Source organism: Sphingomonas sp., assembly GCF_017304635.1.
In the GTDB taxonomy this organism is placed as follows: domain Bacteria; phylum Pseudomonadota; class Alphaproteobacteria; order Sphingomonadales; family Sphingomonadaceae; genus Sphingomonas.
Genome location: NZ_JAFKMA010000001.1, coordinates 306,017 through 324,466 on the forward strand (window position 1 = coordinate 306,017; position 18,450 = coordinate 324,466).

At 58.8% G+C, this 18,450-nt stretch carries 15 protein-coding genes; 5 read left to right on the plus strand and 10 right to left on the minus strand.

All coding sequences use genetic code 11. The features are described from left to right. Nucleotides 1-45 precede the first annotated feature (45 nt). From J0I47_RS01465 to J0I47_RS01485, 5 genes are read left to right on the plus strand one after another with little or no spacing between them, the layout of a single operon-like run. Entirely contained in the window at nucleotides 46-1,314 is a 1,269-nt protein-coding gene (locus J0I47_RS01465; RefSeq protein WP_294044666.1) for a sugar transferase, read from the plus strand. Nucleotides 1,315-1,336: 22 nt separating this feature from the next. Next, on the plus strand, nucleotides 1,337-2,224 hold the full coding sequence (locus J0I47_RS01470) for a methyltransferase domain-containing protein (RefSeq protein ID WP_294044667.1): 888 nt from the start codon (nucleotides 1,337-1,339) through the stop codon (nucleotides 2,222-2,224). Then, entirely contained in the window at nucleotides 2,221-3,270 is a 1,050-nt protein-coding gene (gmd, locus tag J0I47_RS01475; RefSeq protein ID WP_294044668.1) for a GDP-mannose 4,6-dehydratase, read from the plus strand. The genes J0I47_RS01470 and gmd overlap by 4 nt, the downstream gene beginning before the upstream one ends. A gap of 5 nt (nucleotides 3,271-3,275) precedes the next feature. Continuing rightward, on the plus strand, nucleotides 3,276-4,373 hold the full coding sequence (locus J0I47_RS01480; protein ID WP_294044669.1) for a glycosyltransferase family 4 protein: 1,098 nt from the start codon (nucleotides 3,276-3,278) through the stop codon (nucleotides 4,371-4,373). Further along, on the plus strand, nucleotides 4,370-5,314 hold the full coding sequence (locus J0I47_RS01485; RefSeq protein WP_294044670.1) for a GDP-mannose 4,6-dehydratase: 945 nt from the start codon (nucleotides 4,370-4,372) through the stop codon (nucleotides 5,312-5,314). The genes J0I47_RS01480 and J0I47_RS01485 overlap by 4 nt, the downstream gene beginning before the upstream one ends. Here J0I47_RS01485 and J0I47_RS01490 read toward each other — a convergent pair. The 10 genes from J0I47_RS01490 to J0I47_RS01535 all read right to left on the minus strand — a co-directional run bounded on the left by J0I47_RS01490 (nucleotide 5,311) and on the right by J0I47_RS01535 (nucleotide 18,425). Further along, a complete protein-coding gene (locus J0I47_RS01490) occupies nucleotides 5,311-6,135 on the minus strand; it encodes an FkbM family methyltransferase (protein ID WP_294044671.1) in 825 nt (274 codons plus the stop codon). The two genes, J0I47_RS01485 and J0I47_RS01490, sit on opposite strands and share 4 nt — an antisense overlap. A 53-nt stretch (nucleotides 6,136-6,188) precedes the next feature. Then, nucleotides 6,189-8,084, minus strand: coding sequence for an asparagine synthase (glutamine-hydrolyzing) (gene asnB / locus J0I47_RS01495; RefSeq protein ID WP_294044672.1), 1,896 nt, complete (start codon nucleotides 8,082-8,084; stop codon nucleotides 6,189-6,191). 13 nt (nucleotides 8,085-8,097) lie between these two features. Then, a complete protein-coding gene (locus tag J0I47_RS01500) occupies nucleotides 8,098-8,817 on the minus strand; it encodes a methyltransferase domain-containing protein (RefSeq protein ID WP_294044673.1) in 720 nt (239 codons plus the stop codon). Nucleotides 8,818-8,908: 91 nt separating this feature from the next. Next, entirely contained in the window at nucleotides 8,909-11,119 is a 2,211-nt protein-coding gene (locus J0I47_RS01505; protein WP_294044674.1) for a polysaccharide biosynthesis tyrosine autokinase, read from the minus strand. A 38-nt stretch (nucleotides 11,120-11,157) separates the two neighbouring features. Further along, entirely contained in the window at nucleotides 11,158-11,775 is a 618-nt protein-coding gene (locus J0I47_RS01510) for a polysaccharide biosynthesis/export family protein (protein ID WP_294044675.1), read from the minus strand. A gap of 240 nt (nucleotides 11,776-12,015) precedes the next feature. Next, entirely contained in the window at nucleotides 12,016-13,509 is a 1,494-nt protein-coding gene (locus J0I47_RS01515; protein WP_294044676.1) for a hypothetical protein, read from the minus strand. After that, entirely contained in the window at nucleotides 13,509-15,032 is a 1,524-nt protein-coding gene (locus tag J0I47_RS01520; RefSeq protein WP_294044677.1) for a hypothetical protein, read from the minus strand. Before J0I47_RS01520 ends, J0I47_RS01515 begins: the two co-directional genes overlap by 1 nt. Then, nucleotides 15,029-16,165, minus strand: a complete 1,137-nt coding sequence (locus tag J0I47_RS01525; protein ID WP_294044678.1) for a glycosyltransferase family 4 protein — start codon at nucleotides 16,163-16,165, stop codon at nucleotides 15,029-15,031. Before J0I47_RS01525 ends, J0I47_RS01520 begins: the two co-directional genes overlap by 4 nt. Continuing rightward, nucleotides 16,162-17,199, minus strand: coding sequence for a glycosyltransferase (locus tag J0I47_RS01530; protein ID WP_294044679.1), 1,038 nt, complete (start codon nucleotides 17,197-17,199; stop codon nucleotides 16,162-16,164). The genes J0I47_RS01525 and J0I47_RS01530 overlap by 4 nt, the downstream gene beginning before the upstream one ends. After that, complete coding sequence (locus J0I47_RS01535) at nucleotides 17,196-18,425, minus strand: glycosyltransferase family 4 protein (protein WP_294044680.1); 1,230 nt, start codon at nucleotides 18,423-18,425, stop codon at nucleotides 17,196-17,198. Before J0I47_RS01535 ends, J0I47_RS01530 begins: the two co-directional genes overlap by 4 nt. Nucleotides 18,426-18,450: the final 25 nt, after the last annotated feature.

Here is an 18,450-nt window from a genome sequence, read left to right on the forward strand (position 1 = left end):
GCTTGCCGCCCGATCCAGGGGCATATTGGCGAGAATCGAGTAATTGTGCAGCGTTATGTCCATGTTCCGCGTGCAACCCCGTTTGCGCGGATTCGCGTGCAGCTCCCCCTTGGCCTGCTGCTAGCATGCTTCCTACCTTTTTTCGTCCGCATCGCGTTCGGTGGCGAACCAGCTTCCAACGTAATTACCCTGACTCTGATAGTCAGCATCGCAGGACTGATTCTTGGATATTATTTCATACGCAGTATGGCAGTTTTCCCAGCAATAGAGGTAAGTTTTTACGTTATTCCATCGTTTATTGCTTCCTATCTGTTGTGCATAAGCTTTCTTATCATCTCAAGGATGGATTACAGTCGGTCCATTCTATTTGCAAGTTTCGTAATTGCCGTCATATTTTATATAATAATATTTGGATGGTTGAAGCGGCTTGGTCGAAAACGTATCGGTGTTGTACCGTTCGGCAGAACCGAGGAATTGCTTGATATAGCTGGGATTGAGTGGATTAACTTGATAAATCCACAGGATGTATACGATTCGTTTGATGTTCTCGTGGCCGATTTTCATGCCGACATTCCCAAAGACTGGGAGCGCGTCCTTGCGGACAGGTCGTTACAGGGCGGAATAATTTTCCACGTCAAGCAACTCGGCGAATCGTTGACCGGCCGCGTTCAGCTCGAACACCTCAGCGAGAATAATTTCGGATCGCTCGTTCCGCTTCAGCCCTATGTGAAGTTGAAGGTGCTGCTGGATTTTCTCGTTGCGCTAGCCGTGCTGCCCGTCGCGATAGTGGTGATTGGTATCGTCGTGGTCGCGGTGAAGCTGGACAGTCGTGGACCTGCAATCTTTCGGCAGGAGCGCATCGGTTATCGTGGCCGGCCGTTCACGGTCTACAAGATCCGCTCGATGATCGACAGCGCGAGTGAGTCGGGCAGCCGGCGCCAGTCAATGACGATTCAGGGGGATGCCCGCATCACGCGCGTAGGTCGGTTTATTCGTCGGACGCGGTTGGACGAGTTGCCCCAAATTTTCAACATTTTGCGCGGTGAAATGAGCTGGATCGGCCCCCGGCCTGAGGCCTTGTCCCTGTCGGAATGGTATGAAGCCGAGCTTCCTTTCTATCGCTATAGGCATATCGTTCGACCCGGCCTGACAGGCTGGGCACAGGTGAATCAGGGCCACGTTGCCGAAATCGCCGAAGTCAGGGAGAAGCTGCAGAACGACTTTTTTTATATCAAGTTCTTCTCGCCTTGGCTTGATATGCTGATCGTGCTGAAGACGATCGCTGCGGTGCTTACCGGCTTCGGCGCGCGCTGAGCGGCGGCCATCACTTGGCGAATTGCTGGACAGCAGCGGCGGACTGGGGCATCCGCGCCTTCTCTCAATCTGGATACCTAGCTTAATGCGTTTTGATCGCCATCTACTCGTTCGCCTATTCGGATTTCGCGGCGCGTTTCTCCACGGCGATACGTTGGTCGCCGATCGCTGGCGGTTCCTTCGTCGGCACTTGCCGCTCACGCGTAACGGTGAAACGCTCCTTGACGTCGGGTGTGGTTCGGGATTGTTCACGATTGGCGCGGCGAAGCGCGGATATCAGGCGACCGGGCTCAGTTGGGACGAGCGAAACCAGCAGACTGCGCAAACCAGGGCGCAGATCTGTGGCGTCCCCGGAACTTCGTTTCCGATCCAGGACTTGCGCGACCTCGATCGCAGGGACGATCTGAAAGAGCGTTTCGATGTCGTGCTTAATTGCGAAAATATCGAGCATATCCTGAACGATGACAAATTGATGCGCGATATTGCCGGCTGTCTTAAGCCCGGCGGCCGGTTGCTCTTCACGTCACCGTTTTATTATTACCACGCCTTGTCTAGCGCGGATTATGGACCATTCTCGACAGAGGAGGACGGCGGACATGTGCGTCGTGGCTATACGATCGGCATGTTGCGCGAACTGTGCGACTTGTCCGGTTTGATGATCGAGGAAGTGACGACCTGCAGTGGTTTTTTCAGCCAGCAGGTCTGCAAGGTCCACCGTCTGTTCCTCGGAGCGGGGTGGCTGGCGATCATACCGCTGCGCTGGATGCCGCGCTTGTTTGATTCTGTACTGATGCGGTTCGGCTTGCGTGGCTATTCGATCTGCATGGTCGCCTATAAGCCTCGTTTCGGCTCTAGCGAGAGCCAAGTGAAGACAGCTAACGCCGCGCAAATCGACGTGGCCAACATATGACCCGCAAGCGCGCCATCATTACCGGCATTACCGGCCAGGACGGATCGTACTTGGCCGAGTTACTTTTGCAAAAGGGATACGAGGTCCACGGTATCCGCCGACGCTCGTCGTCGTTCAATACCGAGCGCATCGATCACCTATACGAGGATCCGCACGCACCCGATGTGCGCATGTTTCTCCACTACGGTGATCTGACCGATGCGAGTGCGTTGAGCCGGATCATCGCGGTCGTCGAACCCGATGAGGTCTACAACCTGGCGGCGCAGAGCCATGTCGCGGTGAGTTTCGAAACGCCCGAATACACAGCGAATGCCGATGCGGTCGGCACGATGCGGATATTGGAGGCGATACGGTTGCTCGGCATGGCGGAGAAGACGCGGTTCTATCAAGCGTCTACGTCGGAACTGTACGGCATGGTGCAAGAGGTACCGCAAACCGAGCGAACGCCCTTTTATCCGCGCAGTCCGTATGCCGTGGCGAAGCTGTATGCTTACTGGGCGACTGTGAACTATCGCGAGGCGTATGCGATGCACGCGTCGAACGGCATCTTGTTCAACCACGAGAGTCCGCGGCGCGGCGAGACGTTCGTAACGCGCAAGATCACACGCGCCGTGTCTGCGATCGTCCATGGAATGCAGGACTGCCTGTATCTCGGGAATTTGGATGCGCAGCGCGATTGGGGACACGCGCGCGATTATGTCGAGGGGATGTGGCGCATGCTGCAGCAGCCGAGTGGCGGCGACTACGTCTTGGCGACCGGCGAAACACATAGCGTACGCGAATTCACCGAGCGCGCATTCGCTTGCGCTGGCGTCGAGATCGCTTGGTCCGGTAGCGGCATTTCGGAGATAGGTCGCTGCACCGATACCGGCAAAACTGTCGTACAGATCGATAAGCGCTATTTCCGTCCGACGGAGGTCGATTTGTTGATCGGCGATGCTAGTAAGGCGCGAGCCGACTTGGGCTGGACCCCGGCCGTCACGTTCGAAGAGTTGGTCCGCGACATGGTGGAGGCCGACCTGAAAGCCGTTGCACGGGCAGGGTGACCGCTATGCCGACGCGTCGCCCGTTGCGGATTCTATATCTGTTGTCGGATGGTTTTGGCGGCCATGGCGGTATCGCGACCTACAACCGCGATGTCCTAACTGCGTTGTGTGCAGACCCAGACTTAACGGAGGTTGTCGCGCTGCCTCGTCTGGTGTCTCGCGACATGGAGCCATTGCCGGCAAAGTTGCGGTACGAGGTTTCCGCCGCGCTGGGCATGTCCGCCTATCTGAGAGCACTTGTAGCGGCATTGCGCCAAGGCCCATTCGACCTCGTCTATTGCGCGCATGTCAATCTCGCGCCGCTCGCTCGCGTCGCTGCATGGTGGAGCCGCGCGCCATGGTTGCTTGCGATCTACGGCATTGATGCATGGAAGCCGAGCAGTCGGCGGTCGGTCGACCGAGCGGTACGACATGCGAACCACATTTTTTCTATCAGCCAAGTGACGCTAGACCGATTCCTTGGTTGGAGTGCCTACGACCGCGCTCGGACCAGCTTGATGCCGAACGCTATCCACCTCGATCAATTTGGTTCCGGAACCCGTGATCCGGCGCTGGAGCGGCGATATGGCCTGGCCAAAAAGCGTGTCCTGATGACGTTCGGACGCATGGACGCATCGGAACGCTACAAGGGCTTCGATGAGGTTCTCGATCTGCTGCCCGCCCTAGATCCAGACATCGTGTATCTGTTGGCCGGGGACGGTAACGACCGTGCGCGGCTCGAAGCGAAAGCCGTCGAGCTTGGCGTTGCGGATCGCGCGATTTTTGCCGGTTATATCGAGGAATCGGAAAAGGCCGCGACCTATCGACTCGCGGACCTGTACGTCATGCCGAGTTCAGGCGAGGGTTTCGGCTTCGTTCTGATCGAGGCGTTGGCCTGCGGTACGCCGGCACTCGGAAGTCGGATCGACGGCGGGCGAGAGGCGCTTCTAGGTGGTGAACTCGGCATCCTCGTCGATCCTACCGATCGCGGCGCGTTGCATGATGCAATCGTCCACGGCCTGATGCAGCCGCGGGGCGTCCCTCCCCGATTATCCTACTTCGCTTTCCCAGAATTCACGCGACGACTGCAAGCGCTCGTTCATCGCGTCGCAGAGCGCCGATGACGCGCGTACTGATCGTCGGTATCGGAGGGCAAGATGGCGTCTACCTCGCCCGACACTTGGTCGACTTGGGCGATCAGGTATGGGGCACGAGCCGGGCGGTCGGCACGCCCTCCAATCTGGTCCGACTTGACGTCGCCGACTGCGTGACCCTTCGCCGCTGCGATCTACAAACGGCGAGCGCGTTGGCGACGGTGGTCGAAGCTGCCCAGCCGGAAGAAATCTACTATCTGGCGGCGCAGAGCTCGGTCTCGCAGTCATTCGTCTCTCCCTCGGGTGCGATGTCTGCGACTGTCGGCTTTGCCCATTTACTGGAGGTGACGAGAGGCTCATCCGTCCGCATCTTGGAGGCGTCTTCGATCGATTGCTTCGGGGAAGCGCCAGCCGACCGGCCGATTACCGAGGAAACCGCTTTCGCGCCGCGTAGCCCGTATGCGACCGCGAAAATTGCCCAGTCCACATTGGCTCGGCTGGCTCGCGATGAGGCGGGCGGCCGATTTGTCGCTACAGCCTACTTAGGAAATCACGAATCCCCTTTGCGCGACGGCCGTTTCGTCACGCGCAAGATCGTCGACGCCGCGCGGCGTATCGCGGAGGGATCGACGGAAATACTGGAACTCGGCGACGTTGCGGTGATCCGGGACTGGGGTTGGGCGCCGGATTACGTTGCGGCGATGCGCGCAATCCTGCAGCATGATCGACCCGACAGCTTTGTCATAGCAACGGGCCGCAGCGAGCCGCTATCGTATTTCGTGTCGCGGGTTTTCGCGACATTCGGTCTGGATTGGCAGCTGTACGTTCGGGCGAACGTTTTTCCAGCACGCCCGCTCGAGGTCCGCACGCAACACGTCGATCCCACTAAAGCGGCTGCGGAGCTAAATTGGCGTGCTGCGCACGACATCGATGCCGTGGCCGAGTTGCTGGGTGTCAAATCAGCGGATTAACTTTGCGGCTGACGCCAGATTGGCATCAAGCCAGGCTGGCGTCGACGGAATTGCCAACCGGTCGAGCGGCGCACGAAATACAGATTCTCGCCAAATGCAAAACCATCGAAGTCGCTGTCCAACAGTCGTGACACGACGCGGATCGATGCGCCAGCTTGCTCTGAGTCGTTGCATTCGAAGATAATGGCATTGACCCGCGAAAGAACATCTTGGGACATATTCCCCATGACTTCGCCTTCCGCACCCTCGATATCCATCTTGAGGATATCGATCCGCTCCAATCCCTCCTGCTGCATCAGGTCGGCCAAGGATAGAGCATCGACGAGATTGGCATCCGGATCGCCGTCCGGCGTCGCGACCGAGTGCGCCTGCGTCGTCTCGCCCTGGATGAAGGCAACGGGCCCGGTCGATTTCCAAAGTGCTTTTCTCAGTGCCACGGCATTGCCGAGCTCTTTGAGATTCTTTGCGAAAATATCAAAATTCGACCGGTCGATCTCGAACCCGAAAATGCGTGCGTCTGGATAATGCGCTCGCGCTAGTGTCGAGAAACAGCCGATATTGCCGCCGGCGTCGACGATCGTCTCGATCCGACGATTGGAGTGCGTTTCGAAATATCCTTGGTCGACCGTGAAGAAGTGCAAGACGCCGTAATCGGCGATCCCACGATAATGGAAACGCACGCCGCTGGGCTTCGTTTTAAAGCTATGATCGCCGGCAAATCGCGCGATAATGGCTTGGTGATAGGCTGCCGAGAAGCCCCAATCCGCCCAAGTCGCGGCAAAGCGCGTAGCGGCCGCCAGTGATCTAACAAATAGACGCATCGTTTATCCGTTTAAGTCGTTAGGTTCGGCCCGGCCGTGGCCGATCCGAAATTTCAGTGGGCGACCGGCAGGTCGATAAATCGCCGACACCATAGCTCAATGGCACCGACGGCGAGCAAGGAATAGGCGCCATCGACCTTTCCCGACAGCGTCGCATCCCGCAACTGTTGGACGGCGACGGTATCGAAAAGTCCGCGGCTGTTGATAGTCGCCGCGCTGGTCAGGTCGGCGATCATTTCCCGCATTGGTCCTTTGAGCCACGCTCGCAAGGGAACGCCGAAGCCAGTCTTGGGACGGTAGATGACCTCGCGGGGGAGTATCGGTTCCATCGCTCGGCGAAATACCCATTTCGTCGTGCCGCGACGTAGTTTGTATCGCGTCGGAACGGTAGCAGCAAACGCCATTAGGTCACGGTCCAACAGCGGCACACGAATCTCCACGCCATGGGCCATGCCGGTTTTGTCGGTATAGTTTAGATTGTGGTCTGTCAGAAAGAAGCGCTGATCGACGCGCAACAGGCGCTCGAGTGCATTTGTATTCGGCTGTCCGCGCAAGGTTGTAATCAGCGGTTCGCGCACTTGTTCGATCAGATGCGGCGAACTTTTGTGCATCACTCGACCGACATCCTCGAGTGGCAGCCATTCAAAGTAGCTCGCCAGTCGCTCGTCGCTGGAGCGGCTCGCAGCCTGGGCGATCTTGCGTAAGCGCCGGGTCAGGGGTCGATCCACAGGCAGTAGTTCAGCCGTGCTGGCACCCGCGCGACGAAGGAATGAGGGCGTCGCGTCGATCCACGTTTCCAGTTGCGCGGCTTGATGACGACGATATCCCGTAAAGATGTCGTCGCCACCGGTTCCGCTCAATAAGACCTTTATACCGTTCGCGCGCGCCAGCGCAGCGATGTGCAGATTATTCAACGCCGCAGGATCCGCCTCAGGTTCGTCGAGCAACCAAATGAGTTGCTCGAACTCATTTGCCATTGAGGCATCCACCTTAACCGTATGCAGGTCTACATCGAGGTGACGCGCCACCGATTGCGCGTAGGGCAAATCCGCGACGAGTTCGGCGGCATCGTCTCCAGTTCCGCCGTAATCTATCGTAAAGCACTGCAAGCGTGTGTTTGAGCACTCGCGGGCGAAGGCAACGACCGCACTCGAATCCAAGCCGCCGGACAGGAAAGCGCCGACGTCGACATCGGACACCATCTGCCGGTGGACGGCTTGACGTACCAGATCCGTAGTGCGCGCAATCAAGTGGTCCGTGTTGCCGGCAGGGTCAGAAGAATAGTTTGGCAACGTATAGAACGAGCCCGTCTCGCAACCGCCCACCGTGTTCCATCGCGCCCAGGTACCGGGTGAGAGTTTGCGTACCGACTGAAACATCGTCCGCTCGCCGGGCGACCACAGGTAGGAAATGTAGGCCGCGGCGGCGACCGGGTCGGTGGTCCGATCCATCCCGGGGATTGCGAGCATTGCCTTGATTTCGCTGGCAAAGGCAATTCCGCGGGAATCGCGATATACATATAGTGGTTTCACTCCGAGACCGTCACGCGCCAAGATGAGCGTTTGATCGTGCCCGTCCCAGATCGCCAGGGCGAAGATGCCGTTCAGTTTTCGGAAAAAATCGGTCCCATATCTTGCGTAACCCTCGATTAAGACTTCAGTGTCGGATTCGCCCCGGAACTTAGCGTCTGCCAAGAGATCGCGTCTCAACTCGCGATAATTGTAGATTTCTCCATTGTAGACAATGGTATATCGCCCACTGGCATCTGTCATCGGCTGGTGACCGGCGGTACTGAGATCGATGACCGACAATCGCGCATGGGCGAGCGCCACGCGACTAGTATCCGCGAAGATGCCATGACCGTCCGGACCGCGATGCGCGATCGCGGATGCCATGCGCGCCGCCACGTGCGGCGAGTAATCGGCGAGATAGCCGGCTATCCCGCACATGGTCTGCCGTCCATCAGGAGAACTTGGTGGCGGTATACAGCCGCATCGTCTTCAGACGATCCGCACCACCAGGTAGCAAGCCCATCAGCCCGGACGCGGGCGGATTGCCGAATACGACATCGCTGTCCAGGCCTAGGCCAGCACGATCCAGCGACATGCGGAGTTGATCGCTGTCGAAATTGGCCTTGACTAGGCCGAAATAGCGCGGACGCCCAGTCAGACGGTGTAGTACCTTTTCCACTGACCGGTACCAGCTCCGCTGATTGGGCATCGAAAAGATCAGCGTTCCGCTCGGTCGGAGCATATGCGCGATGATCTTGAGCGTTCCGGGAAGGTCATCGAGATATTCGAGGACGCTCGAACATAATACGACGTCGAACCGACGGTCCATTTCTTGCGCAACATTCTCAATCAGATGCCGTTCGAAGAACGCGTTGGATAGCCCGCGTCGTTCGGCGTCCGAATTACACAGCGCGATCATGCTGGCGCTACCGTCGATTCCGATAACTGTCTTGGCATATTCGGCAGCGGCGAACGAGAAAATGCCCGAGCCGCAGCCTAGGTCGAGAACATCACTGTCCGCAGTCACATGCGCGCGGATTGCTGTTGCCCAGATGACGGCGCGCTCCTGAAAGGCGGCGGACACGCGATAGCGGCTGGCGAACGCCTCCGCACGCGCGTCATGAAAATGGACGACATCAGGAGCCGTCTGAAGATCGGCGCGCCGAGCCAAGGAATTGGTCTACCAGCGCAGCGCCGCCACGATACCGATGCTCGGTAGGCGTGGTGAGGACACGATTTTCGAGCGCACGATACCAGATCCTCTAACGACCGTAAGAATAATCGTAGCCATAGCCTTCGCCATAGCCATACCCTTCGCGCTTCGCATCGAACTTCGTGAGCACTGCCCCCAGCACCGATGCTCCGACCGCGTTGAGCCTGGCAATCGCCCGTTTGGCCTGAGTCGCGCGGGTGCGGCCAGTTTCGAGAATGAAAATCGTAGCCTCTGCCGAACTGCCGAGCAGCGGCGCGTCGGCCAGGCCAAGTACTGGCGGGCCGTCCACCACGACGTGATCGAATTCCGCGAGTGCTCGCGTAAGCAAGCGTCGCACGGTTTCACCGGTCAACAACTCAGCCGGATTCGGCGGAATGTGACCGGCGGTCACCACGAACAGGGTCGGAACTTCGGTGTGGTGGGCAACCTCCGCCAAATCCTTCTCGCCGACTAAGACGTTGCTGAGACCGGCTTCGTTTTCCAGACCGAACATGCGGTGGTTCGACGGGTTACGCATATCGGCATCGATCAGAAGTACCTTCTTGCCGACGCGCGCGATGCTCGTTGCCAGCGAGACCGCAGTCGTCGATTTCCCCTCCGATGGCTGGGTGCTAGTGACGAAAATCGATCGCGGCAGGCCATGTGTGGTGATGAACTGCATGGCGGTGAAAACCGAGAAATATGCCTCCGATACGGCTGCCTTGCGATCGCGAAGGACTTCCATCGCCGACTGGTCCTTGTCGAGCAACGGAATAGTGCCGAGCAGCGGGACACCGAGCTTGCTTTGAAACTCTTCGGGCAGAACGGCGGCTTCCGCGAGCTGTTCGAGGATGAGTGCCATCGCGCAGCCCAACGCCGCACCGATCAGCAGGGCGAGCAGGATGTTGAGACGCAGGCTGGGTTTGAATGGACTGTTCGGTATTGTCGCCGCATCGACTATCGACACGTTATTGGTGCCGACGCCGGCGGCAACGCCGGTTTCCTTATATTGCTGCAATAGCGCATCATAGAGCGCGCGGTTGGTGTCCACATCGCGCTCGTAGATATTGTACTGAATGCTCCGACGACGGAGGTCGATTACATTGGATTTCAAACTATCGACACGAGTCTGCAACTCGCGTTCTGTCTGTAGCGCTTCCCGGTATGCCGACTCCACCGAACTCGACACACGACCGGTTTCCGACCGGATTTGCTTGTCCAATTCGTCGATTTGGCGACGCAACGCGACCTGGCTCGGATAATCGGGGCCCAGCGTGGCGGATTGCTTCTGATATTCGGCCTGGAGCATCGCTCGCTGCTCGCGCAGGCTGCTGATTGCGCTGTTCGTCGAGACTTCCGACAGACCAGATCCGCCTGTGCGCTTGGCCTCCTGATAGCGACTCTCGGCCTGAACCCGCTTCGCGCGCGCGTCGATCAGTGCCGCGTTCAATCCGACGAGGTCGGACGCGGTGATCGACGATCCTTCGGTTGTGCCGGAGGGTTGACCAGGCTGGCTCGTGCTCCCCCCGATCGAGATGATGCCTTGTTGGCCAGCGTAAGCGACCGCCTTTGCTTCCGAATCCTCAAGCTTGCGGCGGGTTTGCTCGAGCCGATCTTGCAGAAAGTTCCGGGCATACGCCGTGGCGTCGAAACGCCTTGCCAAGCTCGTGCGAATGAAATTGTCCGCCAGCGAATTCGCGATCCGCATGGCCATTTGCGGGTCGGGGCTATTGTAACGAACATTGACGATCGACGACAGCCGTACAGGAATGACCTCGGTGTTGGCGAGAACGATACCGGTCGCCGCGATCTCACGTTCCCGCCGCGAAGCCCCGGCGAGCTTGCCGGCGTCCTTGCCAGTGTAATTGGTGAGGAAGTCGGTATTGTCCGCCAACTTCAAGTCGCGAACGACGCCTTCGGCAAGCGATCGGCTCTGCAGCAGCGTGTATTGTGTCTGGTAGAATTCCTGGTCGACGGCCGGTGCCTCGCGCGTGTCATTCAGGTTGACCACCTTGTCCGCCTGCCGCGCGATCTCGAGTGTTACGGTCGCGCTGTACTGGCGTTGTGTCATGAATGCGGCGACAAGACCGATCAAGAGGCAGGCCGCGATTACCCCGAGCACGACCCAGCGTCGTTTAAGGAGAATTCGCCAATAGCGCCGCAGTACCGATTCCTGATCCTCGATAGCGACGTCCGAAGGAACCGGTGTATCGATATGCGACAACGCGCGACGAGCGACCGGAGATTGCTCCGAAGACGGGCTGTATACGATGTTGCTCACCAAATTTTCCTAGAATCGCTCGCTTGATTGTTACTGGCTCAGCGCAGCAGCGTGAAGACGCCGAAGGCGGGCAGGGTCTGGATCGTGTCCTTGAAAATGCGGCGGCCGAGACTTTCACCAACGATGATCTTGTCGTTGCCGAATACTTCGGGGTCATGCATCGCGCCCTCGCGGATGTCCTTGAGGCTGAACAGGGCAGCGAACTGCTTGCCGTCGACGTCACGGAAAATGACAACTTCGTTCAAGCGCGCATATTCGTCGGTGCCACGCGCCATCGCAATGACTTGCTGCAACGTGGTCTTGCCCATGACTGGATAGACGCCCGGTTGACGCACCGCGCCATCGACAGTGACCAGCTGACTGCGAGCTTCGGTCAACTGAACCGACACCTGCGGATTGTTGACATAGCGTCCACGAAGGCGATCGGTAATCACCGTCGCCAGTTGCGACGTCGTCAGCCCCGCCGCTCGGACGTCGCCAACCAACGGCACCGAAAAATTACCTGCGGCGTCGATCATGCCGGAACGGCTCAACTCTTTCGCGCCGAATACGTCGACCGATATGCTGTCGTACGGACCGATCAGATAGGGGCGGTTCTGGATCGGGATGTTCGCGGACGTCGGTTCGGGAAGCGTCGAAGCCACACCGACCACCATAGGCTTCTTCTTGGAGAATCCCCCGTAGCTCGTACAACCGGCACAAGCGAGCAACGCGAGTGCTGTCGCCGCAACTGAAACACGCATTTGGATTGGCCTCATGTCAAAACGTCGGGAATCCCAGATCGGGATTCGAACATCGCTATGCCGTCTATCGTTGAATGACCTTGTCGAAAAGTCCCTCGTTGTCGCGTGGCGGACTGGCAACTGTGATTCGGTTAGGTCGATAGCAGCAAAAAGTCACGCCAATGCCGCCGTTTTGCTCTCGGCCATTCGGCTCGAGAGCACGATTTCGAGCAGGCGTAAGATTGGATAGGCGATAATCGATATGACCATCGGCGCCAGGACGGAATTGACGAACGAGCCATCGACCGAAAAGCCGATCTTGAAGGCGATAAGGACGAACGGCATCATGAACCAGTCGCGTTGGCGAACGACGCCGTAGGAAATCCGACTGACCAGCATGGCATAAATTCCGATCAACGGGCAGATCAGCAGCAAACCGACATAGCCCATATTCCAGTAGGCGTCGGCGATGACGGTACCGCTGACCGCGCTACCCTCGAACCCTGTCAGTGCATAATAGAGATCGTTACCGCTTTGCGTAACGATCGGTTTGTCGGGCCAGATGAACCGAGGCACCAGCGCGATTGCGGCATTAGCGATCGAATTGTCTGGCATACGTCGATCATACTGGTAGATTTCAAAGGCCGCCACGTTCACGTAGCTCAATCGCACGAGCGCTTCGTCGGAGCCGGTGCGAGTTCCCTCGCTATGGATACCCTTAGTATAGTCGATGTAATCGGCAATGCGCTCGCTCAGCGTACCGCCTTCGGTATCGCCGTATTTCTGCGTTTGCAGAATGCGTGCATTGGCAACCATAGGTTGCAACAGCGCAAGGCTACCCAATAACGCAATAGTGATTAGAACTGCCCGTACAATCGAGAAACGGTCGACCAGCAGGGCGATGCCGATAAACAACATCGGCAATAGCACCATCGTTTTGTTGAGGGCGATCAACCCTAAAACCACGTTGATCAGGACCAATGCCGCGATCAACAGTGCGCCGTACGTGCCGCGCTTAATCGCCCACAGGGCCACCAGGAACATCCCGACCAAGTTCGTGGCGTCTAATACCGTGCGGACACTCCCGGCAATGGTCACATGCCACAGCCCTAATAAATTGGCGATGTCGACGAGGATGATGTTGGCGAGACCAGCCGCCAAGAAGATAAGACCGATCCCAAGCGTGTGCTGACCGATCGCGGAGACACGCGGTCGGCGCGTGAACGCTTTTCGTGCTGCAAGATTGGTCCCAAATGCCGAGGCGATAATGAGGAAGGTGCCAGTACTCCAGATCAGGTTGGTCTTGGCGGCTTCTTCCGGCGTGAATGGATAGAGTGACAGGAGATAATCGCGGGTCGCATCGCGCACGATATACGGCAGCAGACCTCCGATGCCGATGACGACGAGCGTTGCTAGACGTAGGGCGAATAAAGGCGTCCAGATCGTCTCCGGCATGACGCGTGCCATACGCCAATTCGCGACTCCCATGATGACCGCCATCGCCACGGGCGCACCAAAATCGACGAACATATAGCCACCGGCTATCCAGAAAGCCCAATTCAGAACGACGAGGGCAAACAACGCCACCAGTTCCAGTGGATGCGGAGCCAACGTGTCGAACGCATTCGATCGTCCTGCAGTCACCATATGAAGGTCAGAATGTGCCATCACGCTCTTCTGTAAAGGAGGCGGGCCGGCATCGCCAAGACCAGAGATCGCTGTCGCGGGGGCAATGCATAGAGCAAGACGGGAACGCCGGCGACCACGCTCCATACCGCCAGTTTGAGGACAGCGACGACGGGGCTCGGCGATACGATCAGCAGCTTGAGCGTCAACCCGACCAGCGACGCCCAGAAAATGCACACGAACAGGATCATCAACGAATCGAGCGCAAGGCGCCCGATCGGCACGCGGAACTTGCTTGCGACCAGCATCGTAATGACCAGCCCGACACCGACGATCTCCCCGATTGCCAATCCAAGTACAAGTCCATCGATACCCAGTACGCGACCCAAAGCGACAGCGAGCGGTAGGCCAAGGATCAACTGAATGCCTGTGCCGATCCCTTGCGCGCGCGGCGCTCCGGCATAGATCGAAAGCATCGTCATCGGTGCGACCGGTGCCACGATGATGACCGGCAGCAACAAAAGTGCGAGAGTCGATCGTGATCCCAAATCGGGCGTGCCGGTCCACAATGCGATAACCGTCTCACCGAATATCGTGATACCTGCTGCGGCCAGTGCCGCGAGCGCGACATTCAAGCGGGCGATCGCGAACACGCTCTTGACCAGCCGCTCGCTATCGCGTCGCGGATCAATCGTGGCCAGTTCCACACCGACCGCAGCGGAGAAGGTGGCGGCGACGGTCCGGCTGAAATTGACCAAGGTTCGCTGAACCGCCAACCCAGCCAGGCCGGCCCCGGCGAATCCCAGCCATGCCGCGATCAGGATCGGTAGGCCAGCCAACAGATAGGTGTTGACCTGCACTGCGCTGTACCACCGCAATTCGCCAGCTGCGGCGAGCACTTGGCGGCGGCGCGGTTTACGGAGGCGCAAGCGGATGTCGGTGTGGCGCCTGCGAACCAATGACAGACTCCAGATCGTGCCGAACAGCAATTCGGCGATTAGATAGACCGATGCTACGGCCAGAGGCCCCCCGCCCAGCAGCGTCGTCACAATGGCGCCAACGATGCCGGCCCCGGTTGCGCGCACGTCGGTCAGGATGACCAGGTGATATTCGCCACGCCCGCGCAGTACCTGGGTAAATCCACCGCGAACAATGCGGAGCATCTGATAGCAGCACAATACGACCAGCACGACGTCCAGACCGGTCGCGTGCAAACGCAGGGCGTGCCCGATGTCGAATAGGGCGACCGATCCCGCGACGACGGCCAGAACGATCGCCGATAATCCCAGATAGAAACCGAGCCCGAGTTCGAAGAGCAGCTGGAACGCTCGCCGATGGCCGCGCCGTTCGGCTTTGACCAGCATGTTGCCGAGATAGATTTGGAAGCCGAGTTCGATCATTACAAGCAGGCTCGCCGTGGACCACAGTGTAGTCCAATCCGAGAAGCCGTTGACCTTCCAGGCGCGAACGAAAACACCAGTCAGTACGATGCGGTCGAGGATCGAAATGGCGAAGCTTAACGTCTGGCTGACGAAGTTGCGCGCCGAGCGACGGAGCAGGCTCATGGCCGGCCAGCTTCGGTCAGGTCGCGTTCGATGTGCTCGTGATAACGTTCCGCGTAGGCCCGCCACGACAAGCGGTCGCGATCGGCCGGCGGCAGCATACCGCCCGCGCGTCCGATTTGGATCGCCCGTCGCATGGCTGCGGCCAAGGCGGTCGCATCTTCGACCGGGACTTCGATGATGCGGTTAGCCAAAGCTGGCGTGTACGCCAAGTCGCGCCCGCCGGTCTGATCGGTGCAAACCAGCGGCAGGCCACTTGCCAATGCCTGGATCTGAACCAAAGCGAGCCCTTCTTCGCGTGAGGCGATCGCGAACGCGTCGGCCTGCTCGTAGAATTCCCGGAGCCGATGTTGATCGACCGGGTCAACATGTTCGAAGCGGGGGTCGTTCGGGAACGGAAAGTCGCCGCGTCCTCCGATATGAATGAACCGAATCTCCGGCGTTAGCCGTAATGCTTCGACCAACACGTCCACACCCTTGCGTCGGAGCCAGCCGCCGCTGAAGACGACCGTCGGCGCGCCCTTACGTGGTGCCGTGTGCTGCGGAAAGTCGTTCAGGTCAACGCCGTACGGGTTGATCATAAGCTTGCCGATGGACGCACGATCGTGATCGAAACTACGGCGCACGTGCTCAGCCGGGATCATGATGCGATCCGCCATAGCGTAGCTTCTTCGCTCGCGGTCGATCGCAAACGGACTAGGGCCCTCTGCATCTTGTTCAGCCAGGATCGCAGCCTGTACGTCGATGTGTTTGCTGCCGCGCTCGACGAAGATCCGCGCACCGTAGCGCTCGCGTGCCGTCTGTGCCGCTTCGACGATCAACCCCGACATGCCGATGAACACGTCACATGGTTCCAACTTCGCACGAATCGCCCGGTTGAGCGAATGGGCATGCCAGCGCTCAAGCGTCCCGGGGGCCGCCTTGGGAGCGAGGCGTTGCCATGCGATCAGCGGTGCCATTGCCGGAAAAACGCTGCGACAAAATCGGCTGTCTAGTCCGAACTGTTCGGCGCGACGGTTGGGCAGGAGTGAGTAGAATGTGACGTCCATTCCAAGCGACACAAGTTCGCGCGCGAGGTCCAGTACATGAAAGCGACCATTTGTCGCGATCGCAATACGCAAGCGGCTTTTGGTCATCCCAACAGCGCCGCAATATGACCATGCATCACCGCGACGACATCGTCGATGCTGTACGGCGACGTTTGGGCACGGCGCCGTCCGGCGTCGGCCAGTTCCCGCCGCCTGCCGTCTTCGGCGAGCAGCGCTGTCGCCTGGGCCAGCATTTCGTCTCGCGTCGAGAACCCTGCATATTCCGTTCCGTCGACGAAATGCGCGTCATGCTCGGCGGTCTTTTCGGCGAGCATTGGGCGCGCCATTGCGGGAATTTCGATGCTGCGCTGGGTGATCTGGTCGCGATTCATCTTACGCAGGAAGCACATGGCGATCTTGCCGTGATGCATTGCCCGCGCATAGTCGTCGTCGATCACGGCGGGACGCACCGTGACTCCGTCGTCCTCTAAAACGCGCCATCCCTTGCTCAAGCGGCTCGCAGTATTGCCATGGACAAGCACGCGCATGCCCGTCCGAGCCAATGCCCGAAGGTCATCTTCGCGTTCCTTTTCGTGCGTTCCAACGAAAACGATATCGAATGCCTCGAAATCGGCACCGACCTCTGCGCTAGTCAATGGTCGGTGGATTGCGGGATTATACATGTTCCCGACGAGAATGGGCCGATGGACGCCGCGCTCGCGCAGTTCCTCGACATTGAACGTTTTGGTAGTGAAGAACAGGTCCCATAGCGGCAGGCTCCGAACCAGCCATTTCGAACTGTTGTGCGGGGCGACGATGTCATCGGGTGATGAGAATACGAGTTTGGCACCAAGCGAAGCGATTTCCGTCAATGTCTTGGGTCGAATGCCGCGGGCATTGTCGACGAAAACGATATCGGGCTGAACGTTCCTGACCATCGCGAGTAACGCTGCATTTTCGCCGCCGAAATCGACCGACATGCCGAGCCGACGTAACAGGCTGGCGGCATTAAGACGCAGGAAGCCTCGCAGTCGTGGGATTGCACTCCGATGGACCTCGACACCCGGCAGACGCGCAAACGCCTCGGCGCGCTGACGTGCGTGATGGCCGAGCCCCATGTCGCCGTGATAAACGAGCTTCATATGGTGGCGGTGCTGTATCCGACCGAGACCAATGCCGCCCGCAGTCCGGCGAGGTTTTCGGCATAGCTCCACCGATCGATGATCTGACGGCTTCGCTCGCCATAGCGCCGGCGCAGCGCCTGGTCGCATACCAGCGGCCGCAACGCATCGACCAGACCGCCGACGTCGCGCGCATTGAAAATGGCTCCGTTTTCTCCCGGGCGGACCAAATCACCAACGCATCCGATCTCTTCGCTCCCGACGACCGGCAGGCCAGCGCACATGGCTTCGTTGAAGATCAGACCCCAGGGTTCGTCTTCGGACGGCAAAACGAATACGTCCGCCGCGGCGAAAGCGGCCGGCAACTCGGTCTGGTTGACGAAGCCCGCGAAATGGACGGGGAGGGTAGGTTCGGACCTCGCCTGCTGTTGAAGCGCGGCATTCAACTCGCCGGTCCCGACGAACAGCAATTCCACCGGCCGCCCTTCTCGCGCCAGGATCTGGCAAGCCGCGAGCAGATCGTCGGGATGTTTGCGATGCGTTAGCTTGGACGCGTAGAGCATAACGGTGCCATCGGACGACAGGCCGAGAGCGGCGCGTTTCGAGGCCCGTTCCGTTGCCGTCAAAGCGCTTGCTGTGACGAAGCGGTCGTTGTCGACAGTGTAGGGGTAAAAGTGGATTTTGGCATCGGCAATGCCTAACGACCGATAGAACGCCGCATTCTTCGTTCCAATCGCCAGAAAGCCGGCCATCTGCGAGAACAAGGTTTTGAGCGTCGCCGGACGCAGTCGGGATTTGATACCGCTGCGCGGCAGGCCAAGATGCGTCTCGGCTTTGTAGAAGACCGGAATGCCGGCCGCGCGAGCCGCAGCCAAGGCGATCAGATTGGCAGCGTAATTGTGTCCGTGCAGTACCAGAGCATCGAGATCCAGGCGAAGAATAGCGCTGCCGATCGCCGGAGATGCCAAGGAAAAGAAGCCGTACGGTTCGGCGGTTCCGACATTTCTTCCAACAAAATGATGTTCGTACCCCGCAAGCAGATCGATGTCCCAGCGGATTGCCTGTCCGAACTGTTTGTCGACCGCGCCGCGTAGACTAAAATCGGTCAGATAAATCGCAACCGGTTCTATGTCGGGCGATCGGTTCAGATATGCGTAGAGCGGCGCAGCATATTGGATCGGGTGCGAGTTGAGAAATCCGACCCGCGTGCGGTGGTCGTCCCGCGCATGACGTGGTCGAGCTGACATTATTCCAATCTCTATCTAGCGGAGA

Coding starts and splice junctions, on each gene's coding strand:
- gmd (WP_294044668.1), top strand. CDS start 2,221: ATGACCCGCAAGCGCGCCATCATTACCGGCATTACCGGCCAGGACGGA.
- J0I47_RS01480 (WP_294044669.1), top strand. CDS start 3,276: ATGCCGACGCGTCGCCCGTTGCGGATTCTATATCTGTTGTCGGATGGT.
- J0I47_RS01485 (WP_294044670.1), top strand. CDS start 4,370: ATGACGCGCGTACTGATCGTCGGTATCGGAGGGCAAGATGGCGTCTAC.
- J0I47_RS01490 (WP_294044671.1), bottom strand. CDS start 6,135: ATGCGTCTATTTGTTAGATCACTGGCGGCCGCTACGCGCTTTGCCGCG.
- asnB (WP_294044672.1), bottom strand. CDS start 8,084: ATGTGCGGGATAGCCGGCTATCTCGCCGATTACTCGCCGCACGTGGCG.
- J0I47_RS01510 (WP_294044675.1), bottom strand. CDS start 11,775: ATGGTGGTCGGTGTGGCTTCGACGCTTCCCGAACCGACGTCCGCGAAC.
- J0I47_RS01515 (WP_294044676.1), bottom strand. CDS start 13,509: ATGGCACATTCTGACCTTCATATGGTGACTGCAGGACGATCGAATGCG.
- J0I47_RS01520 (WP_294044677.1), bottom strand. CDS start 15,032: ATGAGCCTGCTCCGTCGCTCGGCGCGCAACTTCGTCAGCCAGACGTTA.
- J0I47_RS01525 (WP_294044678.1), bottom strand. CDS start 16,165: ATGACCAAAAGCCGCTTGCGTATTGCGATCGCGACAAATGGTCGCTTT.
- J0I47_RS01530 (WP_294044679.1), bottom strand. CDS start 17,199: ATGAAGCTCGTTTATCACGGCGACATGGGGCTCGGCCATCACGCACGT.
- J0I47_RS01535 (WP_294044680.1), bottom strand. CDS start 18,425: ATGTCAGCTCGACCACGTCATGCGCGGGACGACCACCGCACGCGGGTC.